Source organism: Maribacter algarum (ex Zhang et al. 2020), assembly GCF_005885635.1.
GTDB lineage: Bacteria > Bacteroidota > Bacteroidia > Flavobacteriales > Flavobacteriaceae > Maribacter_C > Maribacter_C algarum.
On record NZ_VATY01000001.1, the window covers coordinates 1059802 to 1078249 of the forward strand.

At 38.0% G+C, this 18448-nt stretch carries 16 protein-coding genes; 12 read left to right on the forward strand and 4 right to left on the reverse strand.

What is annotated here, in order from left to right; translation table 11 throughout:
• The first annotated feature begins 49 nt into the window (after nt 1-49).
• Genes FEE95_RS04530 through FEE95_RS04550 form a run of 5 tightly spaced genes read left to right on the forward strand, consistent with a single transcriptional unit; the run spans nt 50 to nt 3923 of the window.
• On the forward strand, nt 50-592 hold the full coding sequence (locus FEE95_RS04530) for a hypothetical protein (protein WP_138656633.1): 543 nt from the start codon (nt 50-52) through the stop codon (nt 590-592).
• Nucleotides 576-1391 carry a tetratricopeptide repeat protein gene (locus tag FEE95_RS04535; protein ID WP_238474497.1) on the forward strand — a complete coding sequence of 272 codons (816 nt, stop codon included), beginning with the start codon at nt 576-578 and terminating at the stop codon, nt 1389-1391. Before FEE95_RS04530 ends, FEE95_RS04535 begins: the two co-directional genes overlap by 17 nt.
• Nucleotides 1392-1444: 53 nt before the next feature.
• Nucleotides 1445-3229 carry a chloride channel protein gene (locus FEE95_RS04540; RefSeq protein ID WP_138656635.1) on the forward strand — a complete coding sequence of 595 codons (1785 nt, stop codon included), beginning with the start codon at nt 1445-1447 and terminating at the stop codon, nt 3227-3229.
• 9 nt (nt 3230-3238) lie between these two features.
• On the forward strand, nt 3239-3661 hold the full coding sequence (locus tag FEE95_RS04545) for a DUF3995 domain-containing protein (RefSeq protein WP_138656636.1): 423 nt from the start codon (nt 3239-3241) through the stop codon (nt 3659-3661).
• A gap of 4 nt (nt 3662-3665) precedes the next feature.
• Entirely contained in the window at nt 3666-3923 is a 258-nt protein-coding gene (locus FEE95_RS04550; protein ID WP_138656637.1) for a hypothetical protein, read from the forward strand.
• Between the two features lie 2 nt (nt 3924-3925).
• Here the strand turns inward: FEE95_RS04550 and FEE95_RS04555 are convergent, their stop codons facing one another.
• Both FEE95_RS04555 and FEE95_RS04560 read right to left on the reverse strand, forming a co-directional pair.
• Complete coding sequence (locus FEE95_RS04555) at nt 3926-4369, reverse strand: nucleoside deaminase (protein WP_138656638.1); 444 nt, start codon at nt 4367-4369, stop codon at nt 3926-3928.
• Between the two features lie 93 nt (nt 4370-4462).
• Complete coding sequence (locus FEE95_RS04560; RefSeq protein WP_138656639.1) at nt 4463-5560, reverse strand: hypothetical protein; 1098 nt, start codon at nt 5558-5560, stop codon at nt 4463-4465.
• Between the two features lie 142 nt (nt 5561-5702).
• Here FEE95_RS04560 and FEE95_RS04565 point away from each other — a divergent pair, with 142 nt between their 5' ends.
• Nucleotides 5703-7481 (forward strand): 1-deoxy-D-xylulose-5-phosphate synthase, encoded by a 1779-nt coding sequence (locus tag FEE95_RS04565; RefSeq protein ID WP_138656640.1) that lies wholly within the window; start codon nt 5703-5705, stop codon nt 7479-7481.
• A complete protein-coding gene (locus FEE95_RS04570; RefSeq protein WP_138656641.1) occupies nt 7471-8610 on the forward strand; it encodes a DUF3078 domain-containing protein in 1140 nt (379 codons plus the stop codon). Before FEE95_RS04565 ends, FEE95_RS04570 begins: the two co-directional genes overlap by 11 nt.
• On the opposite strand, the gene dgt is transcribed toward FEE95_RS04570, so the two are convergent.
• Nucleotides 8607-9950 (reverse strand): dGTP triphosphohydrolase, encoded by a 1344-nt coding sequence (gene dgt / locus FEE95_RS04575; protein ID WP_138656642.1) that lies wholly within the window; start codon nt 9948-9950, stop codon nt 8607-8609. The genes FEE95_RS04570 and dgt overlap by 4 nt on opposite strands.
• A 205-nt stretch (nt 9951-10155) precedes the next feature.
• Here dgt and FEE95_RS04580 point away from each other — a divergent pair, with 205 nt between their 5' ends.
• From FEE95_RS04580 to FEE95_RS04590, 3 genes are all read left to right on the forward strand, one after another.
• Complete coding sequence (locus tag FEE95_RS04580) at nt 10156-12939, forward strand: TonB-dependent receptor (protein WP_138656643.1); 2784 nt, start codon at nt 10156-10158, stop codon at nt 12937-12939.
• Between the two features lie 27 nt (nt 12940-12966).
• A complete protein-coding gene (locus FEE95_RS04585; RefSeq protein ID WP_138656644.1) occupies nt 12967-14148 on the forward strand; it encodes a multidrug transporter in 1182 nt (393 codons plus the stop codon).
• Between the two features lie 189 nt (nt 14149-14337).
• Nucleotides 14338-14712: a carboxypeptidase-like regulatory domain-containing protein gene (locus tag FEE95_RS04590; RefSeq protein ID WP_171036981.1), complete on the forward strand. Its 375-nt coding sequence runs from the start codon at nt 14338-14340 to the stop codon at nt 14710-14712.
• A gap of 72 nt (nt 14713-14784) precedes the next feature.
• Here the strand turns inward: FEE95_RS04590 and FEE95_RS04595 are convergent, their stop codons facing one another.
• Entirely contained in the window at nt 14785-15144 is a 360-nt protein-coding gene (locus tag FEE95_RS04595; protein WP_138656646.1) for a toxin-antitoxin system YwqK family antitoxin, read from the reverse strand.
• Between the two features lie 329 nt (nt 15145-15473).
• Here FEE95_RS04595 and FEE95_RS04600 point away from each other — a divergent pair, with 329 nt between their 5' ends.
• Nucleotides 15474-17696, forward strand: coding sequence for an inorganic phosphate transporter (locus tag FEE95_RS04600; RefSeq protein ID WP_171036982.1), 2223 nt, complete (start codon nt 15474-15476; stop codon nt 17694-17696).
• 10 nt (nt 17697-17706) lie between these two features.
• Nucleotides 17707-18432: a DUF6503 family protein gene (locus FEE95_RS04605; RefSeq protein ID WP_138656648.1), complete on the forward strand. Its 726-nt coding sequence runs from the start codon at nt 17707-17709 to the stop codon at nt 18430-18432.
• Nucleotides 18433-18448 lie beyond the last annotated feature (16 nt).

Below are 18448 nucleotides of genomic sequence, written 5' to 3' on the forward strand. Positions count from 1 at the left end.
TAATCATCAATTCTTGGGTTTCCTAAGATTTTATTTTTAACTTCCCTACATGTCAAAAATAAAAATCTCCAAAATAGGAACAATTATTTTAGTTGGGATTACAATTTGCCTAGTATTCGGATTTGAAATGCTACTTCCGAATTATCAAAATAGCTTTGATAGAATCCATAAAGGTCATATTGGTTACCTAGATTCGGCAAACCCTGATGTTTCTGAAAATTTTGAACGTTGTAGTGATAAGCTTCCCGTCGGTTTTTATCATAGTACAGCGCCATATATATACAAAGGTGGAAAGCCAGCCTTTAAAAGTTTCATTCAAAACAACTTCTCTGGGAAAGACTATGATGACGATGGTTATTTAAACTTCAGGTTCCTCATCAATTGTAAAGGTGATATAGGTGATTATGAAATCAATCCATTGAACACGGTGCTCGAAGTAACTACTTTGAATAAAGATTTGGTCAATGAACTCTCAAAGTTGACGCTAAGGAAAGAAAACTGGAATTCTTTAAAAACAAGGGAAACACGTGACTTATACATGTATATCATTTATAAAATTGAAAATGGGGAAGTCGTTGAAATTTTACCTTAGTATATTCGGTTTTATGTTGATTTTCTCATGTAAGGAAACAACAACGGTACATAAAGAAACCGATTATAGAGCAGAGGCAGAAAAAGTATATAAATCTGGAGAAAATATGCTTCAAGGTTCTCCGGAGAGCATGAAAAGAATCGAAGAGGCAATTGCATTGGACACTACCTACGCAGAAGCCATTAGGGAGCTTTCCGTAGCCTACTTGAAGCGCGGAATGCCCCATAAATGGAAGCCTATTTTCGATAAAGCGGTTGAAAAAGATGCAGCAACTTGGCGACCATGGCGAGGCTATCTTTATTTATGGTTTTATCGTGACTATGAAAAAGCCATTGCTGATTTTAATGCTTCAGATACCCTAACCGATTACATCGATTACCCACAAGGCCATAGCGTGGATTTTTGGCGCGGAATCGCTTACTTAGGATTAAAAGATTATGAACATTCTATCGCTTATTGGGATAAACATATCGCTAAGGAAACCGAAGATAGCGGCGAAGATTGGGTTGAATTGGAAGCTTTTTTATATCGTGGAATTGCATATTACGAATCAGGAAATACCATAAAGGCCCTCGAAAATTTTGATAAAATTATTCACTACTTCAAACAATCGGCTGATGCTAAATATTATAAAGCTTTGATTCTAAAAGATGACGACGTAGCAGAAGCAAAAGCTTTGATTAAAGATGCTATTATTGATTTCAATGCAGGGTTCTATAATAATAGGGATTATGTGGAAACACTTCGCCAACTATATTTGGAGGATTTAGAAGATTTGAGAAAAGTGCTTTTGGAATAAGATAAATTCTGCTCTCTCGATTTTTACTACTTTTAAATACGCAAACATCCTAAATGCCAACCCGAGTACAAAAACTCTTTACCAAATTCTTAAAGTGGCGGTATAAAAACATCTCCAACAAAACTTTTACGCATATTTTAGCCGTTTGTGTTGGTCTCTTAGCTGGGCTTGCTTCCGTGACTCTAAAAAACCTTACTTATTTTATTCAATCCTCGCTTGAAAGTGGTATCGTCTTTTCAAGTAATCAATTGTATTTCATACTCCCGATTATAGGTCTCGCTTTAGTGTTTCTCTATGTAAAGTTCGTGCACAAAGAAAAGCTAGAACATGCGGTTTCCTCCATCTTATTTGCATTAAGCAAAAAGAAGGGAATCATGGACTTAAAGAAAATCTATACACCACTAATCACCGCCCCACTTACTGTTGGTTTTGGAGGGTCAGTTGGGCTACTCGGACCCGCTGTAAAATCAGGTTCCGCAATAAGTTCCAATTTAGGTCGTGTGCTTCATTTGAATTCAAAAACGCGCTCTTTACTCATTGCCTGTGCATCTGCAGGAGCGGTAGCATCTATTTTTCAATCTCCTATTGCAGCCATCATTTTTGCGGTCGAGATTTTTAGTATTGACTTTACCATGCTTTCCGTAATGCCACTTTTGTTGGCCTCAGTATCTGGAGTGCTTACCTCCTACTTTTTTCTGGGGAATGAGGTTCTCTTTGATTTTAGACTTACAGATAGTTTTGAAGTAAAAGACACCCTATTCTATATTTTATTAGGGGTTGGAACGGCATTTGCATCCATCTATTTTACCAAAATGTACTTTGGGATTCTTAAACTTTTTGAACCTTTGAAAAGTCCGAAATACAAACTCCTTGTTGGTGGACTTGCCATAGGAATCATGCTCTATTTCATACCGCCTCTTTACGGTGAGGGTTTTAGTTTCATAAGTAATCTTTTAGATGGAAACCATCTTTCAGCACTAGGTTCTACCCCATTTGATGATTATATGAATAATATTTGGGTCGTGATTGCCCTTCTCTTCGGAATCACTGTTTTTAAGGCAATTGCAATGACCACCACTTTTGCCGCTGGTGGAGCAGGAGGAATTTTCATTCCGACTATGGTAATGGGAAGTGCCTTAGGAAATGTTGTCGCCAAAGTCATTAACAATTTAGGATTAGGATTCGCAGTCTCCGAAAGTAATTTCACCTTAATCGGCATGGCAGGATTGATTGCGGGGGTACTTCATGCCCCTTTAACGGCAATCTTCTTGATAGCGGAAATCACAGGAGGTTATGAACTTTTTGTTCCCTTGATGATTACGGCGGCCATATCTTATCTCATCACAAAAAATGCCATCAAGCATAACATTTACACTCGCGAATTGGCAGAGCAGGGGGCTTTGTTAACCCACGATAAAGACGAAAATGTTTTAACCGTAATGCAATTAGATGATGTAATAGAACAGAACTTCAAAACGGTATCACCTACCATGTTTTTAGGAGAAATGTTGCACGAAGCGGTATCACAATCTACGCGAAATTTATTTCCTGTTATAGATGAGAACGAGGCTTTGGTTGGCATTGTGTTACTAGATGATATTCGGGAGTTTATGTTTGAAACTACATTATATCGAACTACTACGGTTTCAACTTTCATGCATTCAGCACCTGAATATATTTTCCATGGAAAAGATAGTATGCAACAGGTCATGAAAAAATTTCAAGACAGCAATGCCTGGAACCTTCCAGTTATCAAAGATGGAAAGTACTATGGCTTCGTTTCAAAGTCCAAATTATTGACCGCCTATCGTAGGGAATTGATTAATTTTACGCAATAAATAGGTATTATGGTTTTTGTTCTTGGAGCCACATTGGCTGTTATTTTTCTTTTTCTTTCCGCTATACATTTCTATTGGGCATTCGGTGGAAAATGGGGAATTGATGCTGCAATACCAACAAATGACGAAAGTATTCAAGCACTAAAACCGCCAATAATTGCCACTATAATCGTTGGCATTGGACTTTTATTTTTTTCTTTGTTTTATATGATCCGAATTGAAGTCTTTACTGCTAAACTACCGAGTTGGCTGCCCTTATATGCCGGTTGGATTTTACCTTCCATATTTTTACTTCGTGTAATTGGAGATTTTAAATATGTGGGGCTTCTTAAGAAGATAAAAATGACCAAATTTGCAAAATCAGATACGAAATACTTTATTCCCTTATGTGCTTTCCTGGCTTTAGCAGGGTTTATAGTCCAAATGTATTAGTAACATGAAACTTAAGCATTTTATTACGCTGGTTGTTCTTGCCTCTTTTGGTGCAATCATTTATGGTTTCACTTTGGATGACTCCCAAGAAATGCTCGCAAATAAATATATTGGCTCCGGAACTGCAGGTCTCTTTCTAGTGGCTATGCCCCTCTTTCTATATAAGGAAAGTAAAAGCAGGGATTTCAAAGACTATATGTTGACGGATGAGAATGTTCGGAAAATGCAGGGGAAACCGCCTAGAAAATCAAAGGATTCTTAATTTTAATTCCGTTTTTGGACGAAGAATCGCTTTAGTAAGTCAGAAGCTTCATTTTCCAAAACACCTCGTACAATCTTAGTTTTTGGATGAAGTCTTGTTCCCATTGCACCACAGCCACGTTGTGGGTCTTCCGCGGCGTATACTATTTTTGAGATTTGACTCCAGTATAAAGCACCAGCACACATTTGACAGGGTTCCAAAGTCACATAAAGGGTGCAATCTTTCAAGTATTTACCTCCTAAGAAATTCGCTGCAGCAGTAATCGCCTGCATTTCGGCATGTGCCGTTACATCATTCAATTGTTCAGTAAGGTTATGTGCTCGGGCTATAATTCGGTCCTGCACTACGATGACCGCGCCAATAGGCACTTCCCCTTTTTCAAAGGCAGCTTCCGCCTCTTGCAGGGCCCTTTTCATAAAGTAGGTGTCGTCGTAGGGTAAAACCATTTCGGAAAATTAATTTACAATAGTATGGAATAATTGTTTTGGCACAAAAAACCCTTTGATAAACAAAGGGTTTTTATATTATTTTTTTGAAGATTACTTTCGATAATATGAATTTTCTGAACTTTCTTCTCCTGGGCCTAGTCTTATAACATCATCAATGAGAAAAATCCCAATCTCCGCAAAAATTGCTCCCTCACCGGGTTGATAAGTTGATGTTTCTGTTTCACCATTCACAGTATAAACATCCTTAGACATAATTAAAATCAATTCATTGGTATCTTCTACATATGCCCAATTACCGTTTGTTATTTCGGTACTTTCGACTTCATCGTAAAGGGCTTCGCAGGATTCTTTTGATTCGTTAAACCTTATTTCTTTGCTATAGTCGTCATTTGTGTATTCAAAAGTTCCATCAGCTTTGAAAGTAAATGAAGAACTATTCGTCAAATAGCACCAATAATCCGCAGTAAAAGACCCCCCGTTGTTACAATTGAAAACTTCATCTCCACTGCAATCTTGCTCACCAACTAACGTTGTAGTAGATTGCCCACCAAAAATATCAACTTCTTTGAATAGATTCCACTTTCCTTCTATTTTTGAACTACCTCCCCAACTTTCAACTGTAACGCAGACCTCTTGTGGGTTACTTATATTTCCTTCTACATCGTAAACACATATTTCATAACAGAATTTACCTGGCTCAATTGTTGAGTTAAAGTCGATATCAAAAATAGCCTCATCTGTTTTAAGTCCTTTCAAACTTGCTGCGGGTTTTTTAAACCTTCTCCTCCGTAAAGATTTGTCATTCTTGTTTGAATTATTGCTCTCAAGTTTTACATCAAAATAAGCATCTGAAATATTTCCCTCTATTGATTTGAATTGAATATAGGCCCCAGTAACGTCTCCATCAGAACTAAAAGCTATATCAAAGCCTTCATTTAACAATGCAGATTTACTTGTATTCGAAAGGTCTAAAGAAATTGCTCCATTTGGAGTTGGGGGCGCACCTTCCATTTTTGTTGCCCCTTCAATTAATACATTATCCGTTACATTTTCTATGTCCAAAGCTGTGCTCTCTAGTTCTTCAACTTCTTCATCAAAAATATCGGCTATAGTGTTTGCGGTTTCCTTGCCGCAAGATGTCGTAAGTATTAATCCTGCTATCAATGCAGTTCTTAAAATAGTTTTCATGTTTATGTTATTGATTGGTTGATTGTTAGTAACGTTCAAAAGGAATTTACTAGTACAAAAGGAGCAAGGTTTGTTGTGAAGCCGCAATTAACAATCATCAAACAAGGAAAAGCCGTAGCTTTGTAGCTTCAATTTTTCAAAGGTGTCTCAACATATTCTTAATAAAATAGAATCTCCTAAGGACCTTCGCAAATTAAATGCCGGCGAACTATTGCTACTCGCCCAAGAACTTCGCGAATTCATTATCGATATCGTAGCTACTAAAGAGGGGCATTTGGGAGCTAGTTTGGGGGTCGTTGAACTGACTATTGCTCTTCACTATATTTTTGATACTCCGAATGATAAACTTATTTGGGATGTAGGCCATCAAGCCTACGGGCATAAAATCTTAACAGGTAGAAAAGAAATTTTTGAATCAAATCGGCAACTGGGCGGAATTAGCGGCTTCCCTAAAATGAGCGAAAGCGAATTCGATGATTTTGGAACTGGCCATAGCTCTACTTCCATTTCAGCTATTCTAGGGATGGCGATTGCATCTCAGTTAAAAGGAGATTCTAGCAAGCAACATATCGCGGTAATTGGGGATGCATCTATTGCCAGTGGAATGGCCTTTGAAGGTCTAAACCATATGGGTGTAACCGATGCAAATGTATTGGTAATTCTAAATGATAACGCCATTGGAATCGACCCTAGCGTCGGTGCCCTAAAAAAGTACTTGACCAACGTAAAGAAAGGTACTGCTAAGGATGAGAATATTTTCGAATGTCTAAATTTTGATTATTCGGGACCTATTAATGGCCACGACTTAAATGCCCTATTAACCGAACTAAAACGACTAAAATCTATTTCAGGCCCAAAACTTTTACATGTAATTACTACCAAAGGGAAAGGTTTAAGACAGGCTGAAGAAAATCAGGTAACCTACCATGCCCCCGGCAAATTCGATAAAAAAACTGGAGAATTACATAAAAAATCTCTCGGGCAGCAGCCCTCAAAATATCAAGATGTCTTTGGTCATACGATAGTAGAACTAGCTAAGCAGAACGAAAATATTGTGGGAATTACTCCGGCTATGCCTACAGGGAGCTCCCTAAAATATATGATGGAGGAAATTCCGGATCGTGCTTTCGATGTTGGTATTGCTGAACAGCATGCCGTTACTATGGCAGCAGGAATGGCAGCGGAAGGCCTAGTACCTTTTTGCAACGTTTACTCCACTTTTTTACAACGGGCGTATGATCAGGTAATTCATGATGTGGCCTTGCAAAACCTACCTGTAATTTTCTGTTTAGATCGCTCAGGACTGGTCGGACAAGATGGGGCAACACATCACGGTGTTTATGACATTGCGTATTTAAGATGTATTCCTAATCTTATTATTTTCGCACCCATGAATGAAATCGAGTTGCGGAATATCATGTTTACCGCACAACTTGGTTTAGAACATCCGATTGCAATACGATATCCTAGAGGTAGCGGTGTACTTCAAGAATGGAAAACTCCTTTTGAAAAAATTGAAATTGGCTCTTCCGAAGAATTAAAAAAAGGTACACGAATTGTTGTTTTGTCAGTCGGACATATCGGAAATATGATATCAGGATTACTTGAAGAAACAAATCATTTAGGAGAAATCGGACATTACAATATGCGTTTTATCAAACCTTTGGATAAAAGACAATTGGATTCGATATTTACCAGCTATGAGCAAATCATAACCATAGAAGATGGATGTAAAACTGGTGGATTTGGCAGTGCTTTATTAGAATATGCCAATGAAAAACATTTTACGAATCCCATCCATATTCTAGGAATTGATGATGTGTTTATTGAACATGGTACCGTAGAAGAATTGTATCAACTTGTTGGACTTGACCAAATATCTGTAAAGGCAAGACTAAAATCTATACTAGATGAACTTTGAAATAATGAAACCCCAAAACTTTTTTTTCATACTCTTTCTAGCTGTTCAATTGGGCTATTCCCAAGATAGCATTCCTAATCCTTTGATGCCAGATTCTACCATCGTTGCTCCAATATTGCGCGATAGCATGCGAATAGATACCATTGTAATTAGAAGAACACAACCAAGGGTCAAACAAACAGCGGAGCCGGTTAACATTATGAATACGACCATTTCATTCAAAAAAACCAAACCTCTATCTGAGATTCAAAAGAAATTTGAGGTGCCAACATTCTGGCAAAGTGTAAACCTAATTGGTCTCAATTTTAGTCAAGCTGCTTTCATCAATTGGAATGCCGGGGGTAATAACTCCATCGCAGCCCAGGCAAATGCCCGTTTTGAACGAAACTATAAGTTCAGGTATTTTCAGTGGAACAACATTTTGGAAACTCGCTACGGCATTAATCTTCAGGAAGGTCAAAAAATAAGAAAAACCGATGATGCTATTCGAATAAGTTCTACAGTCGGGTATCGCCGGGATACGATTAGTAATTGGTACTATTCGGTGAAGGCAAATTTCAATACCCAATACACTGATGGTTTTAAATATCCTGATCGAGAAACTCCTATTTCTAGGGTTATGAGTCCGGGTTATTTTTTCTTGGGTGCAGGTACCTCGTACATATCAAAAGGACAGAAATTAAACATTTACATCTCGCCAATTACTCAAAAAGCCACCTTCGTTTTAGATCAAGAGTTGGCGGATAAAGGAGCATTTGGAGTAGAAAAAGCAGTACTAGACCCTGATGGTAATATCGTCGAACGTGGTAAAAACCTTTTTCTCGAAGTGGGCTTTTTAATCACCAATGATTGGGAAACCCAGCTTATGGAGAACATCGCCCTAAAACATCGGCTAAACCTCTATACGGACTATATCAGAAGTTTTGGGAACATCGATATAGATTGGGAACTCAATGTAAACCTAAAAGTCAATAAGTATATCGTCACCAATTTAGGCACACATATTATTTATGACGATGATATTTTATTCGATGCGTTGAAAAACGAGGCAGGAGAAGTTATTAATGAAGGGCGTCCTAAATTACAGTTCAAACAGCTCTTAGGGGTTGGAGTGGCATATAACTTTTAAAGTTGTTTCCCCATAATTTTATTATGAATATGCACCGCGGCACTATCAGAAAGACTAGCCACATAGCAACAGGAATTCAATAAAATCTGATAAATAGAAATATCAGTCCGTCTATAAAACTCTGGAAGTGTGCTAAGCATTAAACCATCATAGTTTGAAGCCTGCCCTTCTTTCTCTCGCACTAAGGCCGTGATATATACGTCCAAGATATCGGAAATGATTTTATAGCCCGCTATCTCCTTTTCAATGACTTCTTGCGATTCATATATCTTTTCTACACTCAAAGAAATGATATCGGTAATCTGCGCTTCATACTTACTTTTATCCATTAAGGAAACAGCGAAGGTACCATCCAAAATCGCCTCCTCGTTCTTGATAAAGACATCGATAGCATCTTGAATTAATGTATTTATAGCCAATGCGCGTAAGTAGCTTAACCGGTCTTCTTTATATTTTAAGGAATTATACTTATTGGTATTTATACTGTCTTTTACCAGTTTGATTAAATATTCCAAGGCATAATCTTCGGAAATCAATCCAAGATTAATTCCATCCTCGAAATCAATAATGGTGTAACAAATATCGTCAGCTGCTTCTACCAAATAGGTCAACGGATGCCTTGAAAAGCTTATATCTTTTCCTGAACGTGTTTGTAACAGTCCAAGTTCATCAGCTACTTCTTTGAAACTCTCTTTTTCCGATTGAAAGAAACCAAACTTCTTATCCGCGATATGCTTGGTCGGTTTTTTAGGGAGCGATTCCTTCGGGTACTTCATAAAAGCACCCAAGGTCGCGTAACTCAATCGCAATCCGCCTTCAACTCCTTCCCGAGTTTCCGTTAGCAATTTAAATCCGTTGGCATTTCCTTCGAAATCAATAATATCTTGCCATTCTTTATCCGTCAATTGCTCCTCGTACTTCTGACCAGCTCCTGTTGCAAAATACTCTCCTATGGCCTTTTCACCACTATGGCCAAATGGCGGATTTCCGATATCATGCGCCAATGCCGCAGCAGCAACACTAGCTCCGAAATCATTAAAACGATAGCCGTGCATTTCCTGCAAATGTGGATGTTTCTCAAGTAACATTTTACCAGCGATTCGACCTAAACTCCTGCCGACAACCGATACTTCTAAACTATGCGTCAGACGTGTATGAACAAAATCGGTTTTGGAGAGGGGAATCACCTGAGTCTTGTCCTGTAGACTTCGAAAAGCCGAGGAAAAAATGATACGATCGTAGTCCACTTCAAACCCTAATCGGATTTCATCTTGTTCTTTTCGGAGTCTTTTATGTGTGTCGCCAAAGCGTTTTAAAGAGAGAAGTTGTTCCCAGTTCATGGTTTTGTTTTAATAGCCCGCAAGATACCAAAATTTGCCAGTACCCATAAACATTAGGCGCACCAAGAACTCCTTAACATTTAGGTAATATAGTAACGTTTAGATAACCCTTTTACAATACACTTTTAACATATGGGTAACCCGACTTTTACAAGTGTATAGTTTTTTTGCAGCGGTATTTAAAATCAAACATAGTAAAACAAAAATGAGAAAACTTTTAATTGGCTTGCTGTTGCTCGCCACTGCTCAAATTACTGCACAAGAAACAGGAAGTATTGTGGGAAAGCTAACGGACACAGATTTTAATAATGACCCATTAGCTTTTGCAAATATTCTTATCGAAGGCACAACTAAAGGAACTACCTCGGATTTTGACGGTCTTTACGAAATCGCAAATTTAGACCCAGGAACTTACACCGTTGTTTACAGTTTCTTGGGCTATGAAACCATTACTAAAGCCGATGTTGTTGTCGAAGCTGGCAAATCTACTACGGTTGATGTCGGTCTATCTGCGGCCGCAGGTGTGGAACTCGAAGAGTTTGTAGGCACAGGCACAACAAAAAAAGAATCTGAAGCTGCCTTGTTGTTAGATCAAAAAAATGCCACAATTGTAAAGGAAAGTATTGGCGCGCAAGAATTGTCATTCAAAGGAATTAGTGACGCAGCAGCTGCTGTGAACAAAATTTCTGGGGTGTCAAAACAAGAAGGTGGAGGTAATGTTTATGTTCGTGGTCTTGGTGACAGGTATTTAAATACGACGTATAATGGTCTTCCAGTACCATCAAATAATATCGAAAAGAAGAATATCGATTTGAACTTGTTTTCCTCTGACGTCATTCAAAACGTTGGGGTGAGTAAAACTCATGCAGCCAATTTCTATGGAGATTTTGCTGCTGGTAATGTTGACATAACCGCTAAAGAACATACAGGTGACTTCTTTCTTGATGTAGATCTTGGAACTACTGTAAACACAAATGCTGTCGGAACTGATTTTGTAAAAAGTGAAGGCACGGGTTATTTTGGATTCTACAATAGATATAGAAACAATCCGTATGCAGTATTGCTGTCTCATGGAGTTGATGCTATTTCCTCTGAAGGAAATACAGGTGTTTCAGGAAGCTTTGCTAGCGGAAAGTCTTGGAATATAGGTGATGCCTCACGATTAAGTGTGTTTGCAACCGCCTCATTCGGAAACTCTTTCGAATTCCGTGAAGGTCCTGCAGTAGATTATACAACCGTTGAAAAGAAACGTTTTCCAAACTCAGAACAATACGAATATGGAAGAAATACAACGGCTATGGCGAACATTGTTTATCGTATCAATGATAAACACAAGGTAAAATACAACTCACTTTTCATAAATGACGCTACAGATGAGGTTTCCTATTTTGGAACCAAGGGCTTAGGTAGCAATCGTGATGCGATTCTAGATACAGACCGTGGTTTCTACCAATCTAACGTACAATTCAGTCAGGACATGATTTTTGTAAATCAACTTCTTGGAACTAGTACCCTGAGCGAAAAATTAAAATTGGACTGGGGAGTTGGTTACAACAATGTTCTAGCACGCCAACCAGATCGTAAACGTATCTCTGTTGAACGTTATGACCTTGAACTGGATAATGACGAATCTACTAACGGTTTTTTCTTCAGTAACATAGCTTATGATAACCAACGCTATTTTCAAGATATCGAGGATAGTGAGCTGAATGCTCGTATCAACCTCTCTTATGATATATCGGAAAAATTGAAATTCAACTTCGGTTATAACGGTCGTTCGAAACAAAGAACATTCGAAAATATCCGTTACGGATATGATTTCATACAGCCCAATACTCCCGTTGGAGACGTAAGGAATTTAGATGGTGTTTTTACTCAAGAAAACTTAGGTACGGTTTTCAATACAGTAGTATTCAATGGCCTTGACCCGCAAAACGGATTAGGTAACACAAACTTACCGGGCAGATTCGAAAATACATATGAAGGAAATTTAAATGTACATGCTTTTTACACCGATGCTGTTTACAAAATCAGTGATAAGCTATCATTTGTACCGGGTATACGTTTAGAGAAGTTTAATCAAGATATCACCTATGATGTGATTAATTTACCTGCTACTGATCCAGGGGCAAGAGACGCTAGCGAATTTTTCATCCTTCCAAGTTTAAATGTGAAATACGCCTTGAACGAAGATCAAAACCTTCGATTCTCATTTAGTAGTACGGTTTCAAATCCGGAATTTAAAGAAGTTGCACCATTTGTTTATGAAGATGTCACACAACGTATCGGAGGTAACCCTAATCTATTGAACGACCCAGCGTTTTCTAGAATATATAACGTTGATATAAAGTACGAGTGGTTTATGAAACCAAGCGAACTTTTATCGGTTGCAGCTTTTGCTAAAGCGATTAACGACCCTGTTAACTTGGTAGTAGCCAACGATGCTACAGGAACACAACGTTTCTTTAGAACAGGAGATCAAGCACAAGTACTCGGTTTTGAATTTGAGGTGCGCAAAGCCTTGATTACTGATGCTGATGAGCAAAGTGTTTTATCAACAGGTATCAACGCAACATATACATATACCAAACAAGATTTGAAAGGGAGCAATGGTGTTTTCTCAACAACATTTGACAGAGAATCGGACCAATTGCAAGGGGCCTCACCTTTATTATTAAATGCAGATTTAAGCTATCGCCCAACCTTCGGCTCGTATAAGCCTGTTGCCAACTTGGTCTTCTCTTATTTCTCTGACCGTATAGATGCGTTGGGTTCGGGTCAACTCGGAAATATTATAGAAAAAGCAGTTCCCACCCTTGATTTTGTATGGAAAAACAACATTAATGAAAAGATGGAGCTTAACGCAAGTTTCAAAAATCTTCTAAACCCAACTATAGAGAGAGTACGGGAAGTTGAAGGAGGAGACGTTACGCTCTCAAGTTTCAAAAGAGGACTCAATATCGGGTTTCAATTCAAATATAAATTCTAATAATCACAAATAATAAATTACTACTCCATGAAAACAAGCAAGTTTCTTTTAGGTTTTTTTACATTAACAATTCTATTGGTTGGTTGTGCTGCTGATGATACAGCAGATGTTATTATTAATCAAGAAGGTGGAAACCCTACAAATCCGACAACTCCAGATAGTAATGAAATTGGAGGAACCCTTTCTGAAGACCTAACCTTAACCACGGGAACGGAATATAAATTGACCAGTGCATTAATCGTCCCTGAAGGATTTACACTAAATATCGAACCAGGTGCTGTAATACGAGCTACTACAGGTGCTGATGTCTATGTTGCGGTAATGCAAGGTGGAAAAATCATGGCAGAGGGTACATCAACAAACCCTATCGTTTTTACTTCTGATTCAGCAACACCAAACCCTGGAGACTGGGGCGGTCTTATCGTTTTAGGGAAAGCGCCTATCAATTCTGTTACCGGTGGTGATGCGACATCTACCTCTGAAATTGGTGGTTTACCTTATGGCGGAAGCGCAGCAGATGATAATTCAGGAATTCTCAAATATTTACGTATCGAATACTCCGGTGGTGCAGCAGACGCATCTTCAGAGAACAATGGATTTTCTTTCTATGGTGTCGGTAATGGAACAACTATCGAATACATACAAGCATTTGAAGGAAAAGATGATGGCGTTGAGTTTTTTGGAGGAACTGTAAACGCATCATTTGTATCTGTTATTGGTGCTCAGGATGATTCTATCGACTGGACAGAAGGTTTCACAGGAACCTTAACTAATGTATATGTTGAACACAGACAAGCACACGATAAAGGAATTGAAGGTGATGGTTTCAACACTGATATAGGAAACAATTCAGACCCATTATTCTGGTCTGCTCCTACTATCAACAATATTACCATTAACGGAAATGGTTCTTCTAATGAGAATGAAGCTATCCGACTAAGAGCAGGAACTAGAGCACTTTTTACCAATGTATTGCTATCAGGTTTTGCCGAAGGTTTTGATTTAGATAGTGATGGTGCCGACAGTCCGACAGGTCAGGGCGTTCTTGATGGTGATACAGGTGTTACTAACATATCTTTTGACGATGTTACAGTAAACCTTAAAAATGATACTGGCGATACCTTTGGAGAAGCTGAATTCTTCACAGGAATCGGAAATGGAACTGGAGCTGATTACAGTTCTTGGAACGGTGGATGGACGCGTAACTAAGGATATGAATTATGTTTGATTGGGCTATAGGATACTAGAGCTTAATTAAATACCACTGAAAGCCCCGCATTGCTGAGGGGCTTTCTTTTTGATGTTGATTTGTTAACTATTTTGTTACGCATAATTAATCTGCACTTAACCCAAACTTTACATTCCCAACGTTATTTTGTAATAATGATAAATCGAAACATGAAAAACTTCTTTGCATTTTGCTTTTTCTTATTCACAGCAGCAGCCTTTTCTCAAAATCAAGGGGCAATTCGCGGTACCGTTGCTGACAAAGCAATGAATAACGAACCAATGCTTTTTGCAAATGTTCAATTGAAAGGAGCTGATACCAGTTTCCAGACCAATTTTCATGGTAATTTTGAAATTTCTGAGCTTAATCCAGGCATACATACTTTGGTAGTGAGTTATGCAGGTTATGAAACCCAAGAAATAGAAGTCGTAGTCAAAAGCAATGAAATCACAGAGGTGTATTCCGAGGTATCACCCATGCAGATTAATTTTGATGATGTTGAAGGAATGGATGCGGTATTAAAAGAAGATACACTGAGAAAATAATTTTCAACCCTATAAAGTAAAAAAGCGGTCAACTTGTACAAGTTGACCGCTTTTCTATAGAATAAAATACGTTTAGTTTCTACTAACGATCCCTTCAGTATTTTTAGTTTCATTTACAGCTGCAATAGCATTATTACTATACTCGACCTCTTTCAATATATCATTGGCCCAAAACAACCACTTTCCGGTTTTTACACCACTGGTATATGAACCTACTGAGATAGTTTCACCCTTTTCGTTAAAACTCATCCACTCACCGTGAAGTTGTTTTTCTAGGTTGAACGTACCTTTCTGACTGACTTCTCCATTGGCATGGAAATATGTAGCTTCAATTAGATTCGTTTCTTTATTTAGTTTCATCTCCGGCTTTGTTTGTGCAAAAGAAGCTGCGGATACAAATAGTATAACAAGGAGTAAGAGGGTCTTTTTCATGATATTTAAATTCTATTATGATACAAATGTACTAAAAAATTTACGTTAAATGAACTTTTGCTTAACATTAAATTTACATTGATAACGTTTCAAATATGCTTTTCGTATAAAACGCTTTAAAAAAATAGCCGTAATAGCTAATATTTCAAGGGGATTTTCCAAATTTAGAGTCCGTGAATTCTAAAAAGCGATTTCTCAGCTTTTTTACGCCTTGAATCAATTTCATAACATTAAATTAACGTATAAACTGAATTATAGTAGCACTTTTGTGATTGACCAATTTCTGACCAATTATTACAGATTTAGTGGGAGAGAACATTTACCTTTTTATGATTATCGCGCTAGCCGTGCTAGCCATTACCGACTTGGTAGTAGGGGTTAGTAATGATGCTGTTAATTTTTTGAATTCGGCTATTGGTTCTAAGGCCATTTCCTTCAAAACAATTATGATTGTCGCAAGTGTAGGAATTGCTTTTGGAGCAATGTCCTCCAGCGGTATGATGGAGGTAGCTAGAAAGGGTATTTTCAATCCCTCCGAATTCGTCTTCGCCGAAATCATGATCATCTTTATGGCGGTAATGATTACCGATATTTTGCTCCTTGACTTTTTCAATACTCTGGGAATGCCAACCTCTACAACCGTTTCCATTGTTTTCGAACTCTTAGGTGCCGCAGTGGCTATTTCATTGGTAAAGATTTCCAGTTCTGGAGGTGGATTTTCCGAATTATCAAACTACATCAATACTGAGAAGGCGACCGAAATTATACTAGGCATATTACTTTCGGTAGTTGTTGCCTTTACTATAGGTGCCCTTATCCAATTTGTTTCAAGAATTCTTATTTCTTTTAAATTCAATGAAAGACCTAAATGGGTCGGCGCTTTGTTCGGTGGTTTTGCTATCACATCAATCATCTATTTTATCATTGTAAAAGGTTTAAAAAGTGCTTCAATTTTTAGTCCTGAAATATTGGGTTATATCGGTGAAAATCCAGAGATTTTTCTTTTGGGGAATTTCGTTATCTGGACATTATTTTCGTGGCTGGTAAGCAGTTTTTTCAAAATAAACATATACACGCTAATCATTGTTTTAGGAACCTTCGCTTTAGCCATGGCCTTTGCAGGAAATGATTTGGTCAATTTTATAGGTGTTCCGTTAGCTGCATTGGAATGGTTTAATTCTTGGTCGGCCTCCGGTGTTGAAGCTGCCAATTATACCATGGAGAATCAACCGGTTCGCACTCCTACTCTACTTCTATTGGCTTCGGGAGTTATTATGGTAATAACGCTTTGGTTTTCTTCGAAAGCAAAGAATGTGGTCAAAACCAGTGTGGATCTTTCCCGTCAAGATGAAGGTGATGAGCGTTTTCAACCGAACTTTCTATCGAGACAGATTGTCAAATTGACCATTCAAGCTTCAGAGAACCTCGGGGAAATCCTTCCAAAATCGCTTGTGGCTAAAATTGATTCCTGCTTTGAAAAACCGTATACCTATATTCCTAAAAGCAGAGTACAAGACCTTCCGGCTTTCGACTTGGTTAGGGCAGCTGTTAACCTTATGGTAGCTAGCGTACTTATTTCAATTGCAACCTCAATGAAACTTCCACTATCGACCACATATGTAACCTTTATGGTCGCGATGGGTACTTCTTTGGCTGATCGTGCTTGGGGCCCTGAAAGTGCAGTTTATCGCGTTGCTGGGGTGCTTAATGTTATCGGCGGATGGTTCTTTACCGCAATTAGCGCCTTTACTGCCGCCGCAATCATTGCATATATCATACATTTAGGTGGTATTTGGGCTATCGGGGTGCTATTGGTCATTGCCTTTTTATTGATTGGTAGAAACTACCTCTCACATAACAAGAAAATGAAGGAAACGAAATTAGAAGAGAAGCTTCAAAAATCAGAGAGTAATTCCATTATTGAGCTTATAGAAGAAAGTTCCTCTAACGTTTCTTTGACTATCAATAGAGCGAATAAGATATATACGCAAGCGATTGACGGACTTTCCAAACACGATATTGACCGACTTAAAAAGAGTAAAAAGGGAATTGCCAAATTGAACAACGAAGTAGAAGACCTCCGTGGCAATATTTTCTATTTCATCAAGAATTTAGATGATTCCAGTGTTGGTGCAAGTAACTTTTATATAACGGCTTTAAGCTATTTGCAGGATATGACCCAATCTTTGGAATACATTTCAAAGGCCAGCTACAAGCATGTAAACAACAATCACAAAAAGTTACGTTTCAATCAAATCAAGGACCTAAAGGAAACCGACTTGTTTATCGATGAATTGTTCACCGAAATAAAAACAATTTTCGATACCAAAGCCTATGACCAGCTTACGGAAATCATTATAAATAAGGATCAGTTATTACATACTTTAGATCAAAAAATAACGAAGCAGATTGAACGGACAAGAGCTGATGAATCGAGTCCGAAAAATACAGCACTTTACTTCAGTCTTTTATTGGAAACCAAAGATTTGTTGAAAGCCACCATGAGTCTACTTGAAACTTATGATGGGCACGTCAATGCCGGTAGCATATAAACAACCTGTCATGAAAAAATTAATTATTGCTATTGCTGGTATTCTAAGTATTAGTTCATCATTGAGCGCCCAACTTCTTTCAGGCGAAGAACTCCTTGACAAAGCTATTTCATATCACGACCCAAATAATTCTTGGTCTTCTTTTAAAGGGAACTTTGGTGTTACTATGAGTACTCCTGACGGAAAAGAGCGTATTAGTGATATCGTATTAAATCTCTCTGGAGAGTATTTTCAACTCATCTCTGAAAAAGATGGTGTTGTCTTAAAACAAGTCTTGGAAAAAGGAGAATGTAAATTAATGCTGAACGGAAATGCTACGGTTTCTGAAGAAGATAAAAAGAAGCATAGGCTGACGTGCGAGCGGGCAAATATGTATAAAAACTACTATACCTATCTCTATGGATTACCCATGAAATTAAAAGACCCAGGAACCATTATAGACCCTAAAACCCAAAAGAAAACGTTCAAGGGCAAGGAATATATGGTTTTAAAAGTCACTTATGAAGAAGAGGTTGGGGGTGATATTTGGTATTTTTATTTTGACCCAAAAACCTATGCCATGGAAGTATATCAATTCTTTCGCGACGAATCCAAACCGGACGGAGAATATATTCTTCTCACTGGGGAAGAAGAAGTCTCAGGAATCAAAATGCCAAAAATCCGAGCATGGTATTACAACAAAGATGACAAATACTTGGGCACCGATGTTTTGACAAAAAGCACGTATCTGGAATAATAATTCCTCGATATTG